The sequence below is a fragment of the Bacteroides sp. RTP31139st1_H2_RTP31139_211217 genome, from assembly GCF_040227615.1.
GTDB lineage: Bacteria > Bacteroidota > Bacteroidia > Bacteroidales > Bacteroidaceae > Bacteroides > Bacteroides uniformis.
The window spans coordinates 1-17,636 of record NZ_JBCNZM010000054.1; the positions used below are offsets into that span (position 1 = coordinate 1).

Sequence of the window (17,636 nt, forward strand, 5' to 3'; positions counted from 1 at the left end):
GGAGGACGAAGTTCAAAACTACCATCGCTTCGGCTGCACGTTCCTTGTATGAAGGTGGAATCTTCGGAAAGGAGGGCGATGTTGGCAAACTCTATCGGTTGCTTTTCCTCTGTGAGAGTCGGGCTGGTTTGTGCTTTTGTTGTCGTGACACTCATCAAGAGCAGGGCAAGAATACATATTATCTGTTTCATGTTCCGGTTGTTGTTTGATTTCGGGACACGAAGGTATCCGCTTTCTGCCGGGATGGAAGAAACAAAAAGCGGATAATTGTCTGACATTTGCCTGACAATAGACTGACAATGCCTTTTCTTACTCTTCTGGGCGGGGAATGGCTATTTTTCTGTATCCATATCTCCGGTAAATGAGATGGACTGCTTGTTCATGGGTTGCCATGATTCTTATAATGTTTTGGTTCTTATTTCCAGCCCGTAGGCACGGCCTCGGTCTGTTGTTATTTTGAGGTTGTTGTTATCCTCGACAATAGGTTTCAAACGCCGTATCAGTGTATAGAGTGTTTCGTCCGCATTGTCTTTTCCCGGCCATAGCGATTGGCAGATGTCTGCTTGGATAAGCTGAACAGCATGGCAGCTGGGCAACGGGCATATCCTCGGAAGGAAAGTGTCAGTCCAGATGCATCGGCTGTGGTGGAGAGCCATACCAATGTGTCGCTGGCAAGATATCCGGCAGGAATTTCATTGAATACGGTGGCGGGAGCGTTCTTTTTCAGTATATGCAGCGAAAGTGTAGAGACATCTTTCAATCCGATGATGGACAATGCTTAGGTAAAGGCTCTGTGGAAACCGCTTACGGAAACGGGAGTATCCATCACTTCTTGCAACTTGGCATAGGTTTGGATGGTATCTGCATTCAACTATAATCCTTTGTGCTGCAATACTGTGCGTTGCAGCGCTTGATTCAGGTCAGAGACCACGTGTTGTTCTGCCTGCGAATAGCTGCGATAACCGAAGCCGAATGATAGCAGTACTAATAGAAAAGTGACTGTTATCGAAAGATTTGCTGCTGATACTATCCTTTTCATGGATACAAAATTACGTATAAATCGGATTATAAACAAAAAAGGAAGTTTCCTTTTGGAAAACTTCCTTTTTTAATGGTTTTTGCCGCAAGTAGATTACTTACGCAAGCCGAGTTCTTTGACGATGGCACGATATCTGTTGATGTCGCGGTCGTACAGGTAGTTCAGCAACGCACGGCGTTTACCTACCAACATAGTCAAAGCTCTCTCTGTACTATAATCCTTTCTGTTGAGCTTCAGGTGCTCAGTCAGATGAGCAATACGGTAGGAAAACAAAGCTATCTGAGCCTCAGCTGAGCCAGTATCAGTGTTAGACTTTCCGTATTTGCCGAAGATTTCTTGCTTTTTAGCAGCGTCTAAATACATAATGTTTAATTAAAAGTTATTATAAATATTCCCTTTCGGGGCTGCAAAGGTACATATTATCTTTTAATTGGCAATGAATTACCACGATTTTTATGCTTATAAATCCATCATTCACTGACACCTGTCTGAATTTTCTTGGAGTTTTTTCAATAAAATATAAACAGGTTCCTCAATGAAGCTCCTTGATTTATTCCATGTGGAAGACTTCGGCCAGCGGAATGCTTACGGGCGAATTATCCGGATTGACCTCCATGATGTCGGCCATGTAGTCCCACCACTTCTGCACGATGCCGTTGCTACCCATGTCTTGGGAAGAAGCGGTTCCGCTTATCTTCTGGCAGGCATAAAGCACATTGGTATCCCTGTCCCAGAAGATGGAGTAATCCGAAACCCCATTATCGGACAACAGTTGTTTCAACTCAGGCCATATCTGGGCATGCCTTCTCTCGTACTCGGCCTCGCAGCCCGCTTTTAAGTACATTTTAAATGCTTCTCGTCTCATATAGGTATCATTTAGTTTGGTTCGACTTCCAATACATACACCGGTTGGGCGGCCGATTGCTTGACCTTCTCACCGTCTCCCTGCGAAGTACGCTGCACAAAGAGGTGCAACCTTTTCCGTTTGCTCCACAGGTTGGTGTCATAGCTGGGTTCCCAAGCGTCTACGGAGAAATCGGTCAGGTCTTTCACCAGCCAAGTTCCGCCCGTAGGATTGCTTGTATAGGCCAGCGAGACCCGGCTTCCACGGTCTATGTCGCGATAGACATAATAAATTCCTCCTTGACGGCCTACAGCCACGCGAGGACGCGAGATGGGAATCATCTTGGTGCCACGTCCGCTCAGCGTGAAGTCCGTCTGCCTGTCGGCCACGGTCACCATCCTCCACTCATCTTTATCTTTGAAAATCAATCTATACCGTGGGCATGAGTCGCCAGGAGTACGCCAGTAAGCAGCAATGAAAGGATTCCCTTCCTTGTCGGCCGACATGCTGGTCTGATTGATCAGTTCGCTTTTCTGTGGAATCTTGAAAGCATATTCAGCGTTGTGCAGCGTGATAGGCAGCCGATATGGTTCGCCTGTCGATTTTTGCCAGGTCACTCCTCCGTCTTTTGAACAGGCGTAACAGAGGTCATGGTTGGTCTCTACGGAAGAGGTCTCGCGCCATACCCAAGAGACATGTATGGCATCTTTCCGGTCTACGCAGATTTGCCAGTAGGCGTTTCTCTTCCCCTCACCATCAATCAGCGTATCTTGCAGGCGGTTCCAGCGGCCTTTCCGCACGTCATACCGGTTCAGAATCAGATTACCTTGTCCGGACTTCCCCAAGCGGTAGGCAAACAGCAGGTCTCCGTTTCTCAGCGTATAAAATTCGGGATAAGTCACCTTCCGTTCGTCCCTCCCTATCATGGGCTGCAGGGTATCCAGACGGAGCGAATAGGCTTCTGTACTTTTGCAATATTGCAGCGAGGCGTTGTGGTGGTTGAAAGCCACATGCAGAACCCCCTTTCCATCGATGCCGATGCTGATGATGTTGTGCGCATCCTCGCACTTCCCTTTGTAGGGCGAACGGAGTGTTTCAAACGTTTCGTCTCCCAGTTTCCGTTTTCCCAATGTCAGATACCCCTCTTCATCGTAATAGGCGATGAACTGTGTTTTTCCTTTCGAAGTGACAGAGTTGGTCCGGAAGATGGCCGTATTGACCGAGGTCGAGCTATACCCCATCCCCGCCTTGACCAGTCGCTGGGCAGGCAATGGGATAGCCCCCCATAATATTCCGAGTATAAATAGAGAAAGACTTCTATACATGAAATTCTGATTTTTGAAATTCTGATTTTTGAAATTCTTAGTTCTTTAGTTTATAGATTTCCGAAGCCGCCAACAGGAAACATCCTACGGCAAAATCTTCCGGTTCGTGTATGCAGTCGTAGGTCAGGGGTTGCCCAGCCTTGGGACTGTTGCTTCGTCCTTGCATGTAGCCCAGTGCGCCGTTGGGGTGCATACAATCTTTTACCAAGGCATTCCATGCTTTAAGGGTCATGGGCAGATATTCGTCACGGTTCAGTATGCCGTTGCGGATGCCCCACGCCAATCCATAGACAAACAAGGCCGTACCGGTGCCCTCTTTCCCGCCGAAGTTGCCCGGGTCGTGCAGGCTGACATTCCAGAAGCCGTCCTCGCGCTGGCAGCGTTTAATGGCCTTACTCATCTGCAAGAAGTCTTTCCGGTAATCTTTGTAATGCTTCTCTTTGGGCGAGATGATATTCATCACACGCGCCAAAGCAGCATAAGCCCAACCGTTTCCTCTGGACCAATAGCAGTCTTTCCCATTGGGTTCCTTGTAAGGGGGAGCGAACCTTTTGTCGCGATACCAAAGCATGTCCTTGCGGTTGTACAGGCCATGGTCGCCATGGCAATCGCGTGTATAGGAATACAGTTCCCACATCTTGTCATAATAGGCAGGATCGCCGGTCAGCTTTCCCAGTTTGGCAAATACGGGCATAGACATCTGAATGGCATCCACCCACCACCAGTCATCATTTTGAGGCGTATTGACCATCATGTCGATGGACAACTTGATGTCTCTGATTTTGCGGGGGTCGTCGGGACAGATGTTGTACAGGTCGATGTAGGTCTGTCCGCAACATTGGTTGTCGGCATGGCGGGTGATGGCTCCCTTGTCCAGCCCCCATTGGTGGAACTCCGCCCATTTGAGGGCGTATTGGTAGAACTCCTCCAGAGGATAGACAGCGTGAAGAGCCATTAACCCCTCGAAGTAGACCGCTCTGGTCCAGATGTTGCTGGGACGCAGGGTCTGTACGAACGTAGGTTGGCACGGGTCGGGGTATTTCGTCACAAAATAGTTGTTGACCAGCAACATGTGCTTCAAAGTCTCTTGCTGTTCCGGCATCTCCTGAGAATTAGACAAGGAGATGTTGAGAGACATGAAAATCAGCAATAGGATGTATTTATTTCTCATGACAGGTATTCATATTGATTCAGATTCCACTACAAGCCAAGAAGCCACCGTCGATGGGGATGGTTATGCCGGTCACAAATCCGGATGCCTTTTCGTCAATCAGCCAGTTCATGCACCCTACCAACTCGCTTGCCTCTCCGAAATGTTTCATGGGAGTCTGGCGCAAAATGCTGCTGCCCCTCTCCGTACACCCGCCGTCGGCGGTCAATAACAGTTTGCGGCTACGATCGTTCAAGAAGAACCCGGGAGCGATGGCGTTCACGCGTATGTGGGCAGGTGCCAAGTAGGCTGCCAGCCATTGGGTGAAGTTGGCTATGCCGGCTTTACTCAGGGCATAAGCAGGCACTTTAGACAAGGGGCGGTAGGTGTTCATCGAAGCAAAATTGATGATACATCCCTTGCCGGCACGCGCCATATCGGGTGCAAAGACCTGGCAGGGAATGACCGTGCCCATCACGTTGACGTCGATTACATCAAGGAAACGCTTCATGTCCAAATTGAAGAATCCGCGCAGGCTGTCCGGCTCTTCTTGCAGCTCTCTTGCATCAAATTCATTGACAGAAGTAACGGCTTCTGCCTGGTTGCCGCCCGCCCCGTTAATCAGAATCGAGCAAGGCCCCAAGGTCTTGTTAATCAAATCATGCGCCTTCCTGACCTCCTCCAGATTGCGCACATCGCAGGCCACGGAAAACGCGTTGCCACCTGCCGCTTTGATGGTTTGTTCCGTCTTCAGCAGTTTATCCATACTGCGCCCCATCAGTACGACATCGTATCCTTTTTGTCCCAGTTCTATGGCTAATGCCGAGCACAACGTGCCACCGGCTCCCGTAACGACAGCCACTTCTTTCTTTATCGTATTCATATCAGTTTTCTCCATTTTTTAATATTGTTGTAACAGATGTTTCTTACTAATTCTCCCAGCAGAGAGAGATCCGATGGAAATTCCCCGTCGGCGACCTTTTGGCCGATAAACCGGCAGAGTGTCCTGCGGAAATATTCATGGCGGGAGAAAGAGAGCACGCTCCGCGAATCGGTGGTCATGCCCACAAAACTATTCAGCAAGCCATACGAAGAGAGTGCTTGCAACTGCTGGTTCATCCCTTCGAGATGGTCGTTATACCACCATGCGGGGCCAAACTGCACTTTCCCCCTGATGCCGTTGCCCGAATAAGACCCGGTCAGGGTAGCGAAAGCTGCGTTGTCCGCTGGGTTCAGTGTGTACAGAATGGTACGTGGCAATGCGTCCGACTCGTCGAGCGAGTCCAACAGTCGCACCAGGCTGTCGATGTCGCATGCCTGACCGATGGATGCATATCCTCCGGCCGGGCCGAGGCTCCTTCTCAGCCGGGTGTTGGTATCCCGCTTGGCACCGATATGCAGTTGCATGCACCAATCCCGTTGTGCATAGCACCGCCCTAAGTAGGATAAAAGGTACGACTGCAGGCCGATGTTTTCTGCAGAAGAAAGCATTTGGTTTTCCATCAGCTTGCCGAATAAGGCCGAGGCCTCTGCTTCGGATATTTGCACGAAGCGGAAACCGGCATCCAACGAATGGTCGGCATATTCGCATCCGGCTTTGGAAAAGTCGTCCAACCGAAGCTCTATGGCGCGCAAGTACTCTTCCAGGCCGTTTATTTGCATTCCACATTGAGAGGCCAATTGCAAAACGAAGCTCCGGAAAGAGGGAGACGAAAAAGCACTGATCGAGTCGGCTCGCAGCGATGGCTTTACCACGATTTGCTGCGGTTGGCAAGAGGCCTGCTGATGGGAGGTAAGGTCGACCAGCAAGTCGTCGGAAGTACACAATACCTCCACCTTGCACATCTGCAGGATATCCAGCATGCCCCAACCCGGTTGCCGGAGAAGGTGGTTGCACGTTTCCCATATCTCATCCGCATTTTGCCTGTTCAGAATGTCATCGATGCCAAAGAAGCGTTTCAACTCCATACACGACCAGTGGAACAAGGGATTGCCGATGGTATACGGGAACAGGGAAGCCCAAGCGTCATACCGTTCCTTGCCCGAGACGCGGGTGCCGGTGATTATCTCCTCATCAATGCCGGCTATGCGCATCATACGGTGCTTATAGGGGTCGGAGCTAATCCAAAGTTCCGCCAAGTCGCTGAAACAGTAATTCACAGCCAGCTTCTGCGGATCGAGGTGATTGTGGAAATCTATGACCGGAAGCGGCGCGGTCACTTCGTGATAAAGTTGCCGTGCCACATCCGTTGTCAATAGGAAATTCTCATCAATAAAGTTGTTCATGGGTGCATCTGCTTAAAAATAACCTCCATTTTTCACCATCTCTTGTGCCGAAAAGCCTTCGTGTACCCAGGTACGCATCTCTTTCTCCTGCCGTTTGATGGCTTCAGCCCTCAATAATACATCATAAGCTATTCGGCGGGGGATGACTACGACTCCGTCCACATCACCAAAAATCACGTCTCCCGGCTTTATGTAGACTTTGCCGATTCTGACCGGCAAGTTATAACCTGTGATTTTGGTTCTCCCCAACGAACCGTTCGAACTGCGGTAACGGTAGAAAATAGGGAACTTCTGCTTGAGTACCTGGATTGTGTCGCGCAATCCGCCATTGACCACAGCACACCTGGCTCCCCGGGCTATGGCAGATGCGGTCATCACCTCGCCCCAGTGGGCAGCCTCTTCCTCGTTTCCGGCATCCCATACCACACAGCAGTTTTTAGGCATGTCGTCCAGCATCTGTGCCCTGATGTCCATCTCTCCGATGACGGTAGGATCCGGATTACTGCGGATGGTAAACGCGATGCCGGCGGCACGCATCTCGAACTGCAACGGCAGTATGGAAACGGGCAGTGCCTGATCCAGCAACGTGGCTTCGCGCAACACATCGTTCACCGCTCCGGTGTACAGGTTCTCGTAACGTTCGCACAATTCTTGTTCCGAGATAGGAAATACCACCTCGTCTGTCTTATCTAATTTTTCAATCAGTTTCTCCAATTTCATTAAATTCTTATCCATGATTCTATTTTTATTTTTCTAATAAACCTTTCAAATATCCTGTCGCAAATATGTGTCCCAGCATCTCGTAAGCCGGATTGTCGCCTGCTTCGCCGGCCATGATGGGCGCGTGGTCCGTACGGATGACACCATCGAACCCAATCTCCTGATAGGCCCGGATACACGCTTTCATGTCGGTCTGTCCTTCATCGTGGAAAGTCTCTTCGAAAGCCTCGGCATTGCCGCGTATGTCGCGGAAATGAACGAAGAAAATCTTTTGTCCGAAGTGCCTGATCAAGTCCGGTATGTTCTCGCCCATGGCGGCAAAGGTGCCTTGACAGAGTGTTATCCCATTGTAGTCGCTGGGATAGAGTTGCATGGCCTTGTCGAAGCTGGCTCTGTTCCTGAATATCCGGGCAACTCCTTGCAGGGAGGGCACCGGAGGATCGTCCGGATGAAGGGCCAACTTCACCTTACAGGCTTCGGCCACGGGCAAGATTTTGTCCATGAAATACTTGTAGTTGTCCCACACCTGTTCGTCGTGCAGTGTGCCGGCCTCCGTCAATTGCGGTGCGGATTGCACCAGCTTCGCATCGAAAGCTGTAACCAAGGCTCCACCCCGTCCTTTCTTTGCGAAAGAAGTACGGTACCACCCCGATTGGGGCATGAAGTTATAACATAAGACGGGAATCTCCAGAGCTGCCATGTTCCGCAACACTTGCTTGAAAATTTCTATCTCCTCGTCCCGGCCGGGCAGGCCTAATTTTATTTTATAGTGAGGCGGCGCAGGCTCTATCACTTCCAGCTTCAGCCCTGCGTCTTTCAGGCTCTCTTTGGCATACAGCAATGCCTTGAAGTCCCACGGTTTCATGTAATAGCGTTCGGCAGGCAGAGCCGCTACTGCATATTCTACACCCAATTGGGTGGCTATCTTCCACTTTTCCGACGGTAGAGTGGGTAAATACCATGCTAATTTCATTTTCTTGATTTTAATTTATTTTTGTAACCGACCCATAAGGCCACTGCCAGCAGAAGACTCAGTGTGCCGGCCCATAGGCTTAATTCCCCGCCCATGGAGTGGAGGTTGGGAATACTCATTCCGATAAAAAGTCCGCCGGATACAATCAAAGACAATAGTAACAAGGAGACTAATGCCTTGACGTATTGGGGTGATATGGAGGGAAGTTCGGCAGCATTGATGCTTCTGTCCAACGCCTCGAATAGCTTGCCCACGCCTTGCCGGTCTTTTTCGGCCGTTTGCCCATAAACCGGCAGGTAGTAAAGCACCAGGCAGAGCAACAGCTCGATGAGGGTGGCACTTTCCCAACTGACAGAGGGGAGCGCGTTCAATACGATTCCGGCGCTGATTCCGGCACTGATTGTCGCGATAGCGGCCTTGGCATTAGGCTTCCGGTTTACGATGCCCAATACCAAAGGAATGCCTATCGGGATACAGAAAATGCCCGTAAACAGCTTGTTGGCTTCAAAAGCCCCTCCGAAGCCTTGGATATAAATGGCTCCGGCAGCAATGAGGACTCCGATGACCAATGTCGACCAACGGGCCACAACCAATAGTTGCTTTTCGCTTGCTGCAGTATTGAACAGCCGTTGGTACACATCCTTGGTAAATACGCTGGACATAACATTGTATTCCGCATTCAACGAAGACATGGTTGCTGCAAACATGGAAGAGAACATGATACCCATAATGCCGGCAGGAAGCAGCTTGATTGCCACCGAGATGTAAGACATTTCGGTGTTCTCCAAACCAGGGACTATCACCGAAGAGGCCACGGCGGGAATCAAAAAAATAGGGGTGAAGACTAAAAACAGTATGCCTGTCACCACTCCCACTTTTCTGGCAGCCTTTTCATCTTTCACGCAGAAGAACTTTTGAATGAACGTCCAGTTCTCGTTGTATTTGATGAGAGTCATCACATAATAGACGGACAGCCAGAAAAACGCTCCTTTCGGGCCGTTAAACCACATCATCTTTTCCGGAATCTGTTGATAAAGCCCTTCTATGCCTCCCACTTCGTGCAAAGACACCGGCAACAGGACGCATGTGATGAGTATCAGTATCACAAACTGCACAGTGCTCATGATGGTCACCGTCCAAATTCCACCAATGATATTGAACAACGTAACGATTGCCCCCGAGATGATGATGGCAGCCTCCAGCGAGAGCGGTGTGACTACGGTAATGAACACACCGATGGCGTACAGCCGAACCATGTTGTCCAACAGCCGGACCAATAGCCCTACCCACGTCATGACTTCGCGAACCGAAAAACTATAGCGTTGTTCCAAGTATTCTATAGGCGTGACACAGCCGGTACGCCTCCAGCGACCGCCCAGCCATATACCTCCGATGATACAGGCCGGAACAGTGGACCAAAATACCGTAATGGACACCAAACCGTATTCATAGGCGATACCTGCATAGGCCACAAAGACGAATGTACTGAACAGCCCCATGAAATTGGTGACAGTAGCCATCAGCCAGGGAATGGTTCCATTCCCCTTGAAATAGGCTCCTACATCTTTGATGAACCAGCCAAAGGAAAGTCCGATGCCAGCCATCAGCAGTATGTATATGCCGATGGCCCAATAATCGAGTGATTGCAATTGTAATTCCATGTCGCTACTCATATTGAATCAGACTCCGGTCGGTAACCAAAATGGGTGAATCGTACACAGGAAGTTTGCTGAAACGGTATTTGTTTCCTTCCCTACTGATAGAGCCTGATGGAATCGTACAGACTTTCCCTGTAAGAATATCTACCCATACCGGATGCTCGAACTGACCATCAATCACTTCCACATCGACCAACGTCGGTTGATTAAAGTTGGTGGGGGTGGCCTCATCATACCATACAAGGAAAGAGTGCAATCCGCTGGTTTCATCCTGATAGGCGAAAAGAGTATGCGGATAATCGTTCTTCACCTCAAACAGATTTGCCGCTACCGGATGTTGCAACAAATCGATGACCGAAGCTAAGTGCTGCATCGCATAATAAGCCTTTTTAACGTGTATGACCTGCTTATCGTCATCGGTCTCCAGCAACCCTTTCACGTTTTTCTTTTTGATGGCATCGTTGCCACCGTAGTTCATGTCTGCAATGCAGAATATGCCGGTGGCAATGCCACGTCCGTGATCGCCGAGTATTCTTCTTAAATTCCATTTGGCTTGCGATACTTCCGACCATTGGTAGGCGCCCAAAGCACCACCGGTTCGCCCTTTGGACGGGGCTCCGCTTTCTCCTTGCCACAATTTGATGCGGGACGTGTACTTATCGATGACCGTCTGAAGCTTGTCTGTCAGAGGATACATATCCTCGGGACGGAACATGTATTGATGGTATGAAATCCAGTCAAACAGATCCAACTTGCCTCGTCTTTGGAATTCCTTGAGGCAATTCTCGGCCAGCGATGTATCGGAAATCAGGGCAAGGGCCAAGGCTGCGATTTTGGCCTCGGGGTCTACTTCCTTGATAATTTCGGCGGTACGGATATTCAAGTCTGCAATACTTTCGTAATTATTGCCAAGCTCTTTGTTGATATCCGGTTCGTTCCAAATTTCCCATTCATGCACTTTCCCTTTGTAATGGGTAGCCAACGCCCGCACCCAGTTGTCCCATGCCTTCTTGGCCTCTTCGGAAACAGGCCATCCACCTTTCAGGTAGGGGGTGCCTCCACCCGGATAGATGGGATTTCCGTACGATGTTTGTAGCCAGATTTTCAAACCACGCCCCACGGCATCGTCGACGATGGAGTCCAGCCAGGCAAAGTTGTAGACACCTTTTTCTTTTTCTGTCTTGGCCCATCCGGCTTGCAGCCGTATTTTCTTGAATCCCAACGGAGTAAGGTACTCCTTGTACTGCTGATAGTCGGTATAGTCTCTATCCAGCACTTCACATCCTAAGGTCAGTTCATGTTCGACCTCGTGAATGCTTTTGGGCGACAATATGCCGGCAACTTCGTAGGAGACAGTCAAATCGGTTTTTACCCTCTCTTCATGGACAGGCGCCTGCCTGCATGAACTCACGCACATGAGTAGTACAAGCAGGTGAAAGCCACTTTGTATTCTTCGTTTCATTGTCATTCTTCTGAAATAGTAACGTGTGAATATTTCTTCGCTTACAACAGCCTTTTAATTCTTGTAACCGGGATTCTGTTCCAATACGGCATCTTTGTTGGCCTCGATGGCGCTGTAGGGGATGGGGAACAATTCGTGATGCTCCTCTATGCGCGGTCCGTTGAGTGTATTGTATCGGCGAACACGTTCTACATATTTGCCCAACCGGCCTAAGGTGATCCGGCGGAATTCCTCATACACCAGTTCGCGGGCACGTTCGTCCAAGATGTAATCTATTGTGACCGCCGAGGCTGCTACTTTCGATGCATGGGCACGACTCCTTACCTCGTTGATGTCATTGGCGGCTTTCTCTTTTTCGCCTTTCGCCAAATAGGCTTCCGCACGCAGCAGATAGGTTTCTGCCAATCGCAACATGTATTGGTCCAAATAGGTGGCACCAGCGGTGGACTTCAACGTCTTCTGTGCAGGGTCGGCATAAAGGGCTTCGGGATGTTCACCGGGAGTGGTAATCTTACTGGGCCATGGATACCAGCGCCAAGATTGCTCCGTCAGCAGCTTGCTCTTTGTTTCGGGAGCCAGGATGCTTTTCCCGTAATACTTCGAAGATGGCAAATCGTAATAAGCATCACGTACCACGTTGTAGGAGGAATTGCGCATATCCGTGTCGAAGTCATCACCCCAAATTTCATATAGCCACCAATGGGTATTCGACATGTTGGCAACACCTCGCCCACCCACATTCAGGTCTGAACGTCCGTTGGACGAAAGAAATGCTTTTTTGCCTTCCGGATCTGTGCAAGAATAGGTTACGGGAGCCGCAAATCTCTCCAGATAATAAGGACGATAGGAAGTGGAAGTCAGATAACCACCGTCTACATCCGGCTCCATTTGGATGACCCACAAGGCTTCCGTATTACCGGCGGTTTTGCGGTTCTGATTTTTTCTTCTGAACAAATCCCAAAACACATCTCCGGCTTCCGATTTGTGTGTCCCGAATCTCTCTTTCATCAAACCGGTATTCGGATTGTCAATGACCTCAGTCAGCAGGCGGATGGCTTCGTCATAAAGGCCCAATGAAATACAGGTTTCGCTAAGATAGTGCTTCGCCACCAAGTTGGAAAGTTTTCCATCAGCCACTGTCTGTATCTCGGGAAGTCCGGTTGCCGCTTCTGCAAAATCATCGTACATGGCTTTTAATATCTCCTCTTTCGGTTGGCGCGTGAAATCTGTTTTGGGCGAGATGTTTTCTTCGAGCACCAGCGGTACACCCCCAAACACATAAACCAATGTACGGTAGCCGAATGCACGGAAGAATTTGGCCTCGGCCATAACTTTGCTTTTTTGCTCTGCGGTCAAAGTGCTGTTTTCCAAACGGCTGATGATGGTGTTGGCATTGCTGATTAGTTTGTATTCGCGATCCCATACGTTAGCCACTCCTTCTTGTTGAGGAGTGAGCCAGTCTTTCAGGTTGCCCATGAAATTGTTGTTGTCGCGGGCATTTTTAGCTATATCGGTCTCTTCGAAGAACACAAAATCGCTACAATAGAAATTGTTGCGCACCTTGGCATACAGTCCTGTCAAAGCGGTTTCGTAGTCCGTATATGTGTTATAGGCATTTTCCGGGCTCAAGAAGTCCATAGGAGTTTCTTTCAAAAAGCTGCTCTCATCGCACGAGAAAGCGAGGCATGAAAGTAAAAGAGCCATTCCGGCATTTAAAATATTCTGTTTCATAATAGTCTGAACTGTTAAAACGTTAAATCAATTCCAAAAGCAAAAGTGCGCATCACCGGATGTGAGTCGGTGGTAAAGCCGATACCGGCTTCGGGATCCCAACCATCCCAGCCTGTGAAGGTCAAGAGATTCTGTCCGCTGACAAACAGGCGGAGGTTGTTTACTCCGAACTTCTGTGTCCACTGCTGATTGAAGTTGTAGGAGAGAGAGACATCCTGCAGCCTGACGAAACTACGGTTTTGCATGCGGTTGGTATCTACGGTAGGCGATAACCAAGCTGTTGCAAACTTGGCGTTCGGATTGCTGGGCGACCAGTAGTCGTATGCGGTCAGCCAGTTCAGATTTTCGGCGTTACCGATGGATTTGCCAATGTAGTCTGGCTTTGAGATTTTAGAACGGTATCCGCTCTTTCCGCCTTGAATGGTATTGATAAAGAAGCGCAACTCGAATCCTTTATAACTGAATTCATTGGAGATACCCATCATGTAGGCGGGTTCTTTATGACCCAGAATCACCCGGTCTTCACCAGCGGTAATCTTGCCATCTTTGTTCTGATCCTTGATTTTATACGTTCCGGGATAAAATCCGTCCATAATGGTACCGTTCTCTTTGTCTTCCAGCTGCCAGATGCCTTCTACCTCATAATCGTAAATGGTGCCCAACGGTTCGCCAATGAACAGGCCGCTGGCTATCAAATCGTCTTCCTTACCATCTCCATCGTCATCTCGTCCTAATAAGGAAACCACTTTGTTTCGGTTCAAGGCAAAATTCATCCGGATATTCCATTGGAATTCCCTGTTTCGGATAGGGGTACCTCCAAGTACGACTTCCAATCCTGTGTTACGTAACTTGCCTACATTGCTGCGTACACTCGAGAAACCGGTCATGGTGGGAATGGTGACATCCCACAGCAAGTTCTTGGTGGTCGAACGATAGAAATCGACTGCTCCGTTCAGTCTTTCTCCGAAGAGAGAGAAGTCGATGCCGACATTATATTCTGCTGTCGTTTCCCACTTCAAGTCCTTGTTGGACATGCGTGTCACGGTCGAACCGATAGCAGTGCTTGCGCCGTCGCCGAACACATATTTGGAGCCGGCATTCAGCTCAACTTTGGCCAGCGAACTGTAGCGTGCGGTCTGATTGCCGGTAACACCAAAACTTGCTCTGAGCTTAAGGTTGTCCAGGCATTCGGCTTTCGACAAGAATGCTTCGCGAGACAATACCCAACCGATACCAACGGAAGGAAACAGACCGAATTTATGATTTTCGGCGAAACCACTGAAACCGTCTCGACGCAAGGTAGCCGTCAGCAAATATTTGCTATTGTAATTATAAGACGCACGCAGCATCTGATACAAGTTACTTTCTTTATAGGCCGACGAACTGATTTTCTGAATGATGGCTTGTCCCAAATCGTTGTATCCGGTCACGCCGCTGGTGTATTGTTGTCCTCTGGCCAAAGTCTTGTCATACGTCTGCCTGTTGGCACCATATACGAATGTGGCACTTACGCCATGTTTGCCAAACGAGCCGTTGTAGTTTACGATGTTGTCCAGCAACCATGTCGATGAATTTTCGTGTTGCTTGGAAGCCTCTCCCTGCTGGCTGGCTTCGTATTTATTGTAGTTGTTGGCGTTTTTGGCATCCAACGTATAGTTGTAATTCAGCCGGTAGGTCAATCCTTTTACCCAAGGAATGCTTATCAATCCATAAACTGTCGTATTGATTTGATGGCGTTTGTCTGCATCTTCCGCCAAGTAGTTCAGGAATGGGTTTAGGGTCAAAGAGCCGCTCGGGTTGGTAATCCATTCGTCATTTTCGTCTTTGGGAGCTGTTACAGACGGCATACGAATAAGTGCGTCCATATTGGGCGATTTTCCGGAATAATCCAACACGGAGAAGAAGGTATTTGTACCGATTTTCAGCCAAGAGGTGGTTTGCACATCTATGTTGGCCCGGAAAGTAGTACGCTTGTATTTATCATTCTTCACCACTCCTCGTTGGTTGGTCCAGCTGCCCGAAAGGAAGTAAGATACGTGTTCGCTTCCACCATTTACGTTAACCACGTTCGTAAACAACTGACCGGTTTGCATGGCCTCGTCCCACCAGCTGAAATCTGTACCGTTTTCTATACCGTCCAATTGTTGTACGTTCAGCTGCGTCTTTGAAAAATCCCAGTTGGGATTCGGTGATAGGTAACCGGACTCTTTGGTATAGGCCGATTCATATTCGATGTCGCGTACTTTCTGCATCCACTCTTCCCGGTTCAACGGTCGGTAATTGACTGTAGGATTACTGAACGACCAGTTTCCTGAATAAGAGATTTTAGGCTTTTGGGCTTTCCGACCCTGTTTGGAAGTAATCATCAACACACCGTTGGCGGCCTTGGCTCCGTACACCGCTTTGCTACTTGCATCTTTCAGGATGTCGATCGATTCGATATCACTTGGGTTAATATCCGAGATACGTCCTCCATAGATAATGCCGTCCAGGATAATCAGCGGAGAAGTGCTTCCATTGATGGTCGTTTGCCCGCGTACTTCAATCGAGGGGTCTTCACCAGCCGAATTGATTTGTCCAATCTGCAATCCCGCTACCGAACCATGCAACGATTGCATGATGCTGGTATTCGGCGCATCTTTCATGGCATTCAAGTCGGCTTTGACCACAGAGCCTGTTAAATCCGACTTCTTCATAGTACCGTATCCTACAACCACTACTTCGCTCAGTGTTTTCGAGTCTTCAATCAACGATACGTTAATCTGCGTTTCGCCGTCCACCGGTATTTCTTGACTGAGGTAGCCAATGTAAGAAAATACCAGGGTGGCACTTTTTGAAACACGCAAAGAGTAATTTCCGTCCAAGTCGGAAATGGTACCTACGGAACTTTCGTTCTTTACCGTGATGTTTACGCCTACCAGAGATTCTCCGGTGCCAGCATCCACGATTTTGCCCTTCACCTCGTGCTGGGCAAATGCTGTAGTACAAGTAAACAAGCACATGTACACAAGCAATTGATAGATTATTTTCATAATATAAAATTTAATTTTTCAATGCAAAATTAAATATAGTATCTTTAGGAACAAAAGAAATCGAAGAAGAATATACGAAACCTGCTGCATAACATAAAAACACATTAAAAATGAGTAGTATATGAACGACATAACACAATTGTAGTTAAAAATAGAGAAGAATATCTGATATTAAAATCGGAAATAATTAATTTTGCATTATAAAATTTAGTAGTAATCATTAAAATCGCCATGATACAAGTTATACATCGTGCCTTAAGTATTCTTGAAACAATCGCTTCAAGCCCTAAAGAAGATTTGAGTTTGTCCGAAATCGCCGATTCGCTTCAGCTAAATCATGGAACATGCGCCAATATTTTGAAGACATTGGTAAACAGAAATTATGTCGAACAAGTAGGAACGAAGAAGGGATACAAACTGGGCTATATGGCTTACCAGTTGACCGATTCGTATACGTATTACGCTGAATTGAAAGAAATTGCCAAGCCTTTTGTTGACAAATTACGAGAGAGTATCAATGAAACCATCATCCTTTCTATCATTGAAGGAGGAAAAAGAATCCTGTTGTATGAGGCCGAGTGCACCCATGAAATCCAGGTACGAACCACGCAGGAGTCGAGTGTTTATAAAGCCACTACCGGCCGAGTGATATTAGCTCATTATGCCTTAAAAGAATTGACTAATTTTATTGGGAAATACGGATTGCCCGACAAAGAGTCGTGGCCGGAAGTGAAGGATGCACAGGATTTGGAGAATGCCTTGCTCGAAATAAAAAAGAAAGAGGTGGAAATTTCCACGAATGCCAATCATGTAGTCAGCCTTGCTACCCCCATCTACAAAAAGAAGGCTGTCATTGCAAGTTTAGGAATTTATTTGCCGGATATCCGTTTTAATAAAGTTACAGAGAAGAAAATTGTCAAACGGCTGAAAGAAACTGCCAGTTTATTGAATAAAGCTATCAGGGAGCAAGAATGAAAGGCCGGAGAAGCTGCTACCAAAAACACGCGTCCTCCTTTTGCCAATAAAACACTCCTGCGGAACATTTTCTTCACTTCAACCCTACCTGCTCCCGACCAAGACCGTACCATCTCCCAACAATCTCCCAATGTTCTCCCAACATTCGCCTTCTCTATAGATTGGGAGAACATTGGGAGATAATTGGGAGAAAACAGGGTACAGACAAGGAGCAAATAAAGAGCTGGTAAGAAGCAGATAGGATTCTTACTTTCCTTCGCATGAAATTGGGCAAGAAGGAATTGCCCTCATTACAAAAAGATGAAAAACAAATTCAAACAATTGATATTTAATAAATTGCATCATTTTCATCTGCCACACAGTTGAAGCAAGAGCCTATTAAAATCCAATTTATATATTTCTACGCCTTCTACTTCTTTCTTTAAAAACATTTTCCTGATT

15 protein-coding genes are annotated in these 17,636 nt (G+C 48.0%); 1 reads left to right on the forward strand and 14 read right to left on the reverse strand.

All coding sequences use genetic code 11. The features are described 5' to 3' along the window. From ABUA47_RS10980 to ABUA47_RS11045, 14 genes are all read right to left on the reverse strand, one after another. On the reverse strand, positions 1–191 hold a 191-nt coding region (locus ABUA47_RS10980; RefSeq protein ID WP_349831607.1), incomplete at its 3' end, for a hypothetical protein. Positions 192–499: 308 nt separating this feature from the next. Further along, positions 500–760, reverse strand: coding sequence for a hypothetical protein (locus ABUA47_RS10985; protein ID WP_347774281.1), 261 nt, complete (start codon positions 758–760; stop codon positions 500–502). Between the two features lie 372 nt (positions 761–1,132). Beyond that, entirely contained in the window at positions 1,133–1,402 is a 270-nt protein-coding gene (gene rpsO / locus ABUA47_RS10990) for a 30S ribosomal protein S15 (RefSeq protein WP_347774283.1), read from the reverse strand. Positions 1,403–1,589: 187 nt separating this feature from the next. Continuing rightward, positions 1,590–1,904, reverse strand: coding sequence for an L-rhamnose mutarotase (rhaM, locus tag ABUA47_RS10995; protein ID WP_347774285.1), 315 nt, complete (start codon positions 1,902–1,904; stop codon positions 1,590–1,592). Positions 1,905–1,915: 11 nt separating this feature from the next. Next, positions 1,916–3,208 carry a BNR repeat-containing protein gene (locus ABUA47_RS11000; protein ID WP_347774287.1) on the reverse strand — a complete coding sequence of 431 codons (1,293 nt, stop codon included), beginning with the start codon at positions 3,206–3,208 and terminating at the stop codon, positions 1,916–1,918. 37 nt (positions 3,209–3,245) lie between these two features. Then, entirely contained in the window at positions 3,246–4,379 is a 1,134-nt protein-coding gene (locus ABUA47_RS11005) for a glycoside hydrolase family 88 protein (protein WP_347774289.1), read from the reverse strand. A 19-nt stretch (positions 4,380–4,398) separates the two neighbouring features. Further along, complete coding sequence (locus tag ABUA47_RS11010) at positions 4,399–5,241, reverse strand: SDR family NAD(P)-dependent oxidoreductase (RefSeq protein ID WP_347774291.1); 843 nt, start codon at positions 5,239–5,241, stop codon at positions 4,399–4,401. Further along, on the reverse strand, positions 5,238–6,644 hold the full coding sequence (gene uxaC, locus ABUA47_RS11015; RefSeq protein ID WP_347774293.1) for a glucuronate isomerase: 1,407 nt from the start codon (positions 6,642–6,644) through the stop codon (positions 5,238–5,240). Before uxaC ends, ABUA47_RS11010 begins: the two co-directional genes overlap by 4 nt. 12 nt (positions 6,645–6,656) lie before the next feature. Further along, positions 6,657–7,379 (reverse strand): RraA family protein, encoded by a 723-nt coding sequence (locus ABUA47_RS11020; protein ID WP_347774295.1) that lies wholly within the window; start codon positions 7,377–7,379, stop codon positions 6,657–6,659. A gap of 10 nt (positions 7,380–7,389) precedes the next feature. Continuing rightward, positions 7,390–8,337: a mannonate dehydratase gene (locus ABUA47_RS11025; RefSeq protein ID WP_347774297.1), complete on the reverse strand. Its 948-nt coding sequence runs from the start codon at positions 8,335–8,337 to the stop codon at positions 7,390–7,392. After that, a complete protein-coding gene (locus ABUA47_RS11030) occupies positions 8,334–9,998 on the reverse strand; it encodes a sodium:solute symporter family transporter (RefSeq protein WP_347774299.1) in 1,665 nt (554 codons plus the stop codon). The genes ABUA47_RS11025 and ABUA47_RS11030 overlap by 4 nt, the downstream gene beginning before the upstream one ends. A 4-nt stretch (positions 9,999–10,002) precedes the next feature. Next, entirely contained in the window at positions 10,003–11,457 is a 1,455-nt protein-coding gene (locus ABUA47_RS11035; protein ID WP_347774301.1) for a GH39 family glycosyl hydrolase, read from the reverse strand. Positions 11,458–11,511: 54 nt separating this feature from the next. Then, the gene (locus ABUA47_RS11040) at positions 11,512–13,188 is read right to left on the reverse strand and encodes a RagB/SusD family nutrient uptake outer membrane protein (RefSeq protein WP_347774303.1); all 1,677 of its coding nucleotides are present in this window, start codon (positions 13,186–13,188) and stop codon (positions 11,512–11,514) included. A 14-nt stretch (positions 13,189–13,202) separates the two neighbouring features. Further along, on the reverse strand, positions 13,203–16,220 hold the full coding sequence (locus tag ABUA47_RS11045; protein ID WP_347774305.1) for a TonB-dependent receptor: 3,018 nt from the start codon (positions 16,218–16,220) through the stop codon (positions 13,203–13,205). A gap of 231 nt (positions 16,221–16,451) precedes the next feature. On the opposite strand from ABUA47_RS11045, the gene ABUA47_RS11050 reads away from it, so the two are divergent. Next, positions 16,452–17,195, forward strand: a complete 744-nt coding sequence (locus tag ABUA47_RS11050) for an IclR family transcriptional regulator (protein ID WP_347774307.1) — start codon at positions 16,452–16,454, stop codon at positions 17,193–17,195. The last annotated feature ends 441 nt before the right edge of the window (positions 17,196–17,636 follow it).

Coding starts and splice junctions, on each gene's coding strand:
- ABUA47_RS11040 (WP_347774303.1), bottom strand. CDS start 13,188: ATGAAACAGAATATTTTAAATGCCGGAATGGCTCTTTTACTTTCATGC.
- ABUA47_RS11020 (WP_347774295.1), bottom strand. CDS start 7,379: ATGGATAAGAATTTAATGAAATTGGAGAAACTGATTGAAAAATTAGAT.
- ABUA47_RS11000 (WP_347774287.1), bottom strand. CDS start 3,208: ATGTATAGAAGTCTTTCTCTATTTATACTCGGAATATTATGGGGGGCT.
- rpsO (WP_347774283.1), bottom strand. CDS start 1,402: ATGTATTTAGACGCTGCTAAAAAGCAAGAAATCTTCGGCAAATACGGA.
- ABUA47_RS11035 (WP_347774301.1), bottom strand. CDS start 11,457: ATGAAACGAAGAATACAAAGTGGCTTTCACCTGCTTGTACTACTCATG.
- ABUA47_RS11005 (WP_347774289.1), bottom strand. CDS start 4,379: ATGAGAAATAAATACATCCTATTGCTGATTTTCATGTCTCTCAACATC.
- rhaM (WP_347774285.1), bottom strand. CDS start 1,904: ATGAGACGAGAAGCATTTAAAATGTACTTAAAAGCGGGCTGCGAGGCC.
- ABUA47_RS11050 (WP_347774307.1), top strand. CDS start 16,452: ATGATACAAGTTATACATCGTGCCTTAAGTATTCTTGAAACAATCGCT.
- ABUA47_RS11025 (WP_347774297.1), bottom strand. CDS start 8,337: ATGAAATTAGCATGGTATTTACCCACTCTACCGTCGGAAAAGTGGAAG.
- uxaC (WP_347774293.1), bottom strand. CDS start 6,644: ATGAACAACTTTATTGATGAGAATTTCCTATTGACAACGGATGTGGCA.
- ABUA47_RS11010 (WP_347774291.1), bottom strand. CDS start 5,241: ATGAATACGATAAAGAAAGAAGTGGCTGTCGTTACGGGAGCCGGTGGC.
- ABUA47_RS11045 (WP_347774305.1), bottom strand. CDS start 16,220: ATGAAAATAATCTATCAATTGCTTGTGTACATGTGCTTGTTTACTTGT.
- ABUA47_RS11030 (WP_347774299.1), bottom strand. CDS start 9,998: ATGGAATTACAATTGCAATCACTCGATTATTGGGCCATCGGCATATAC.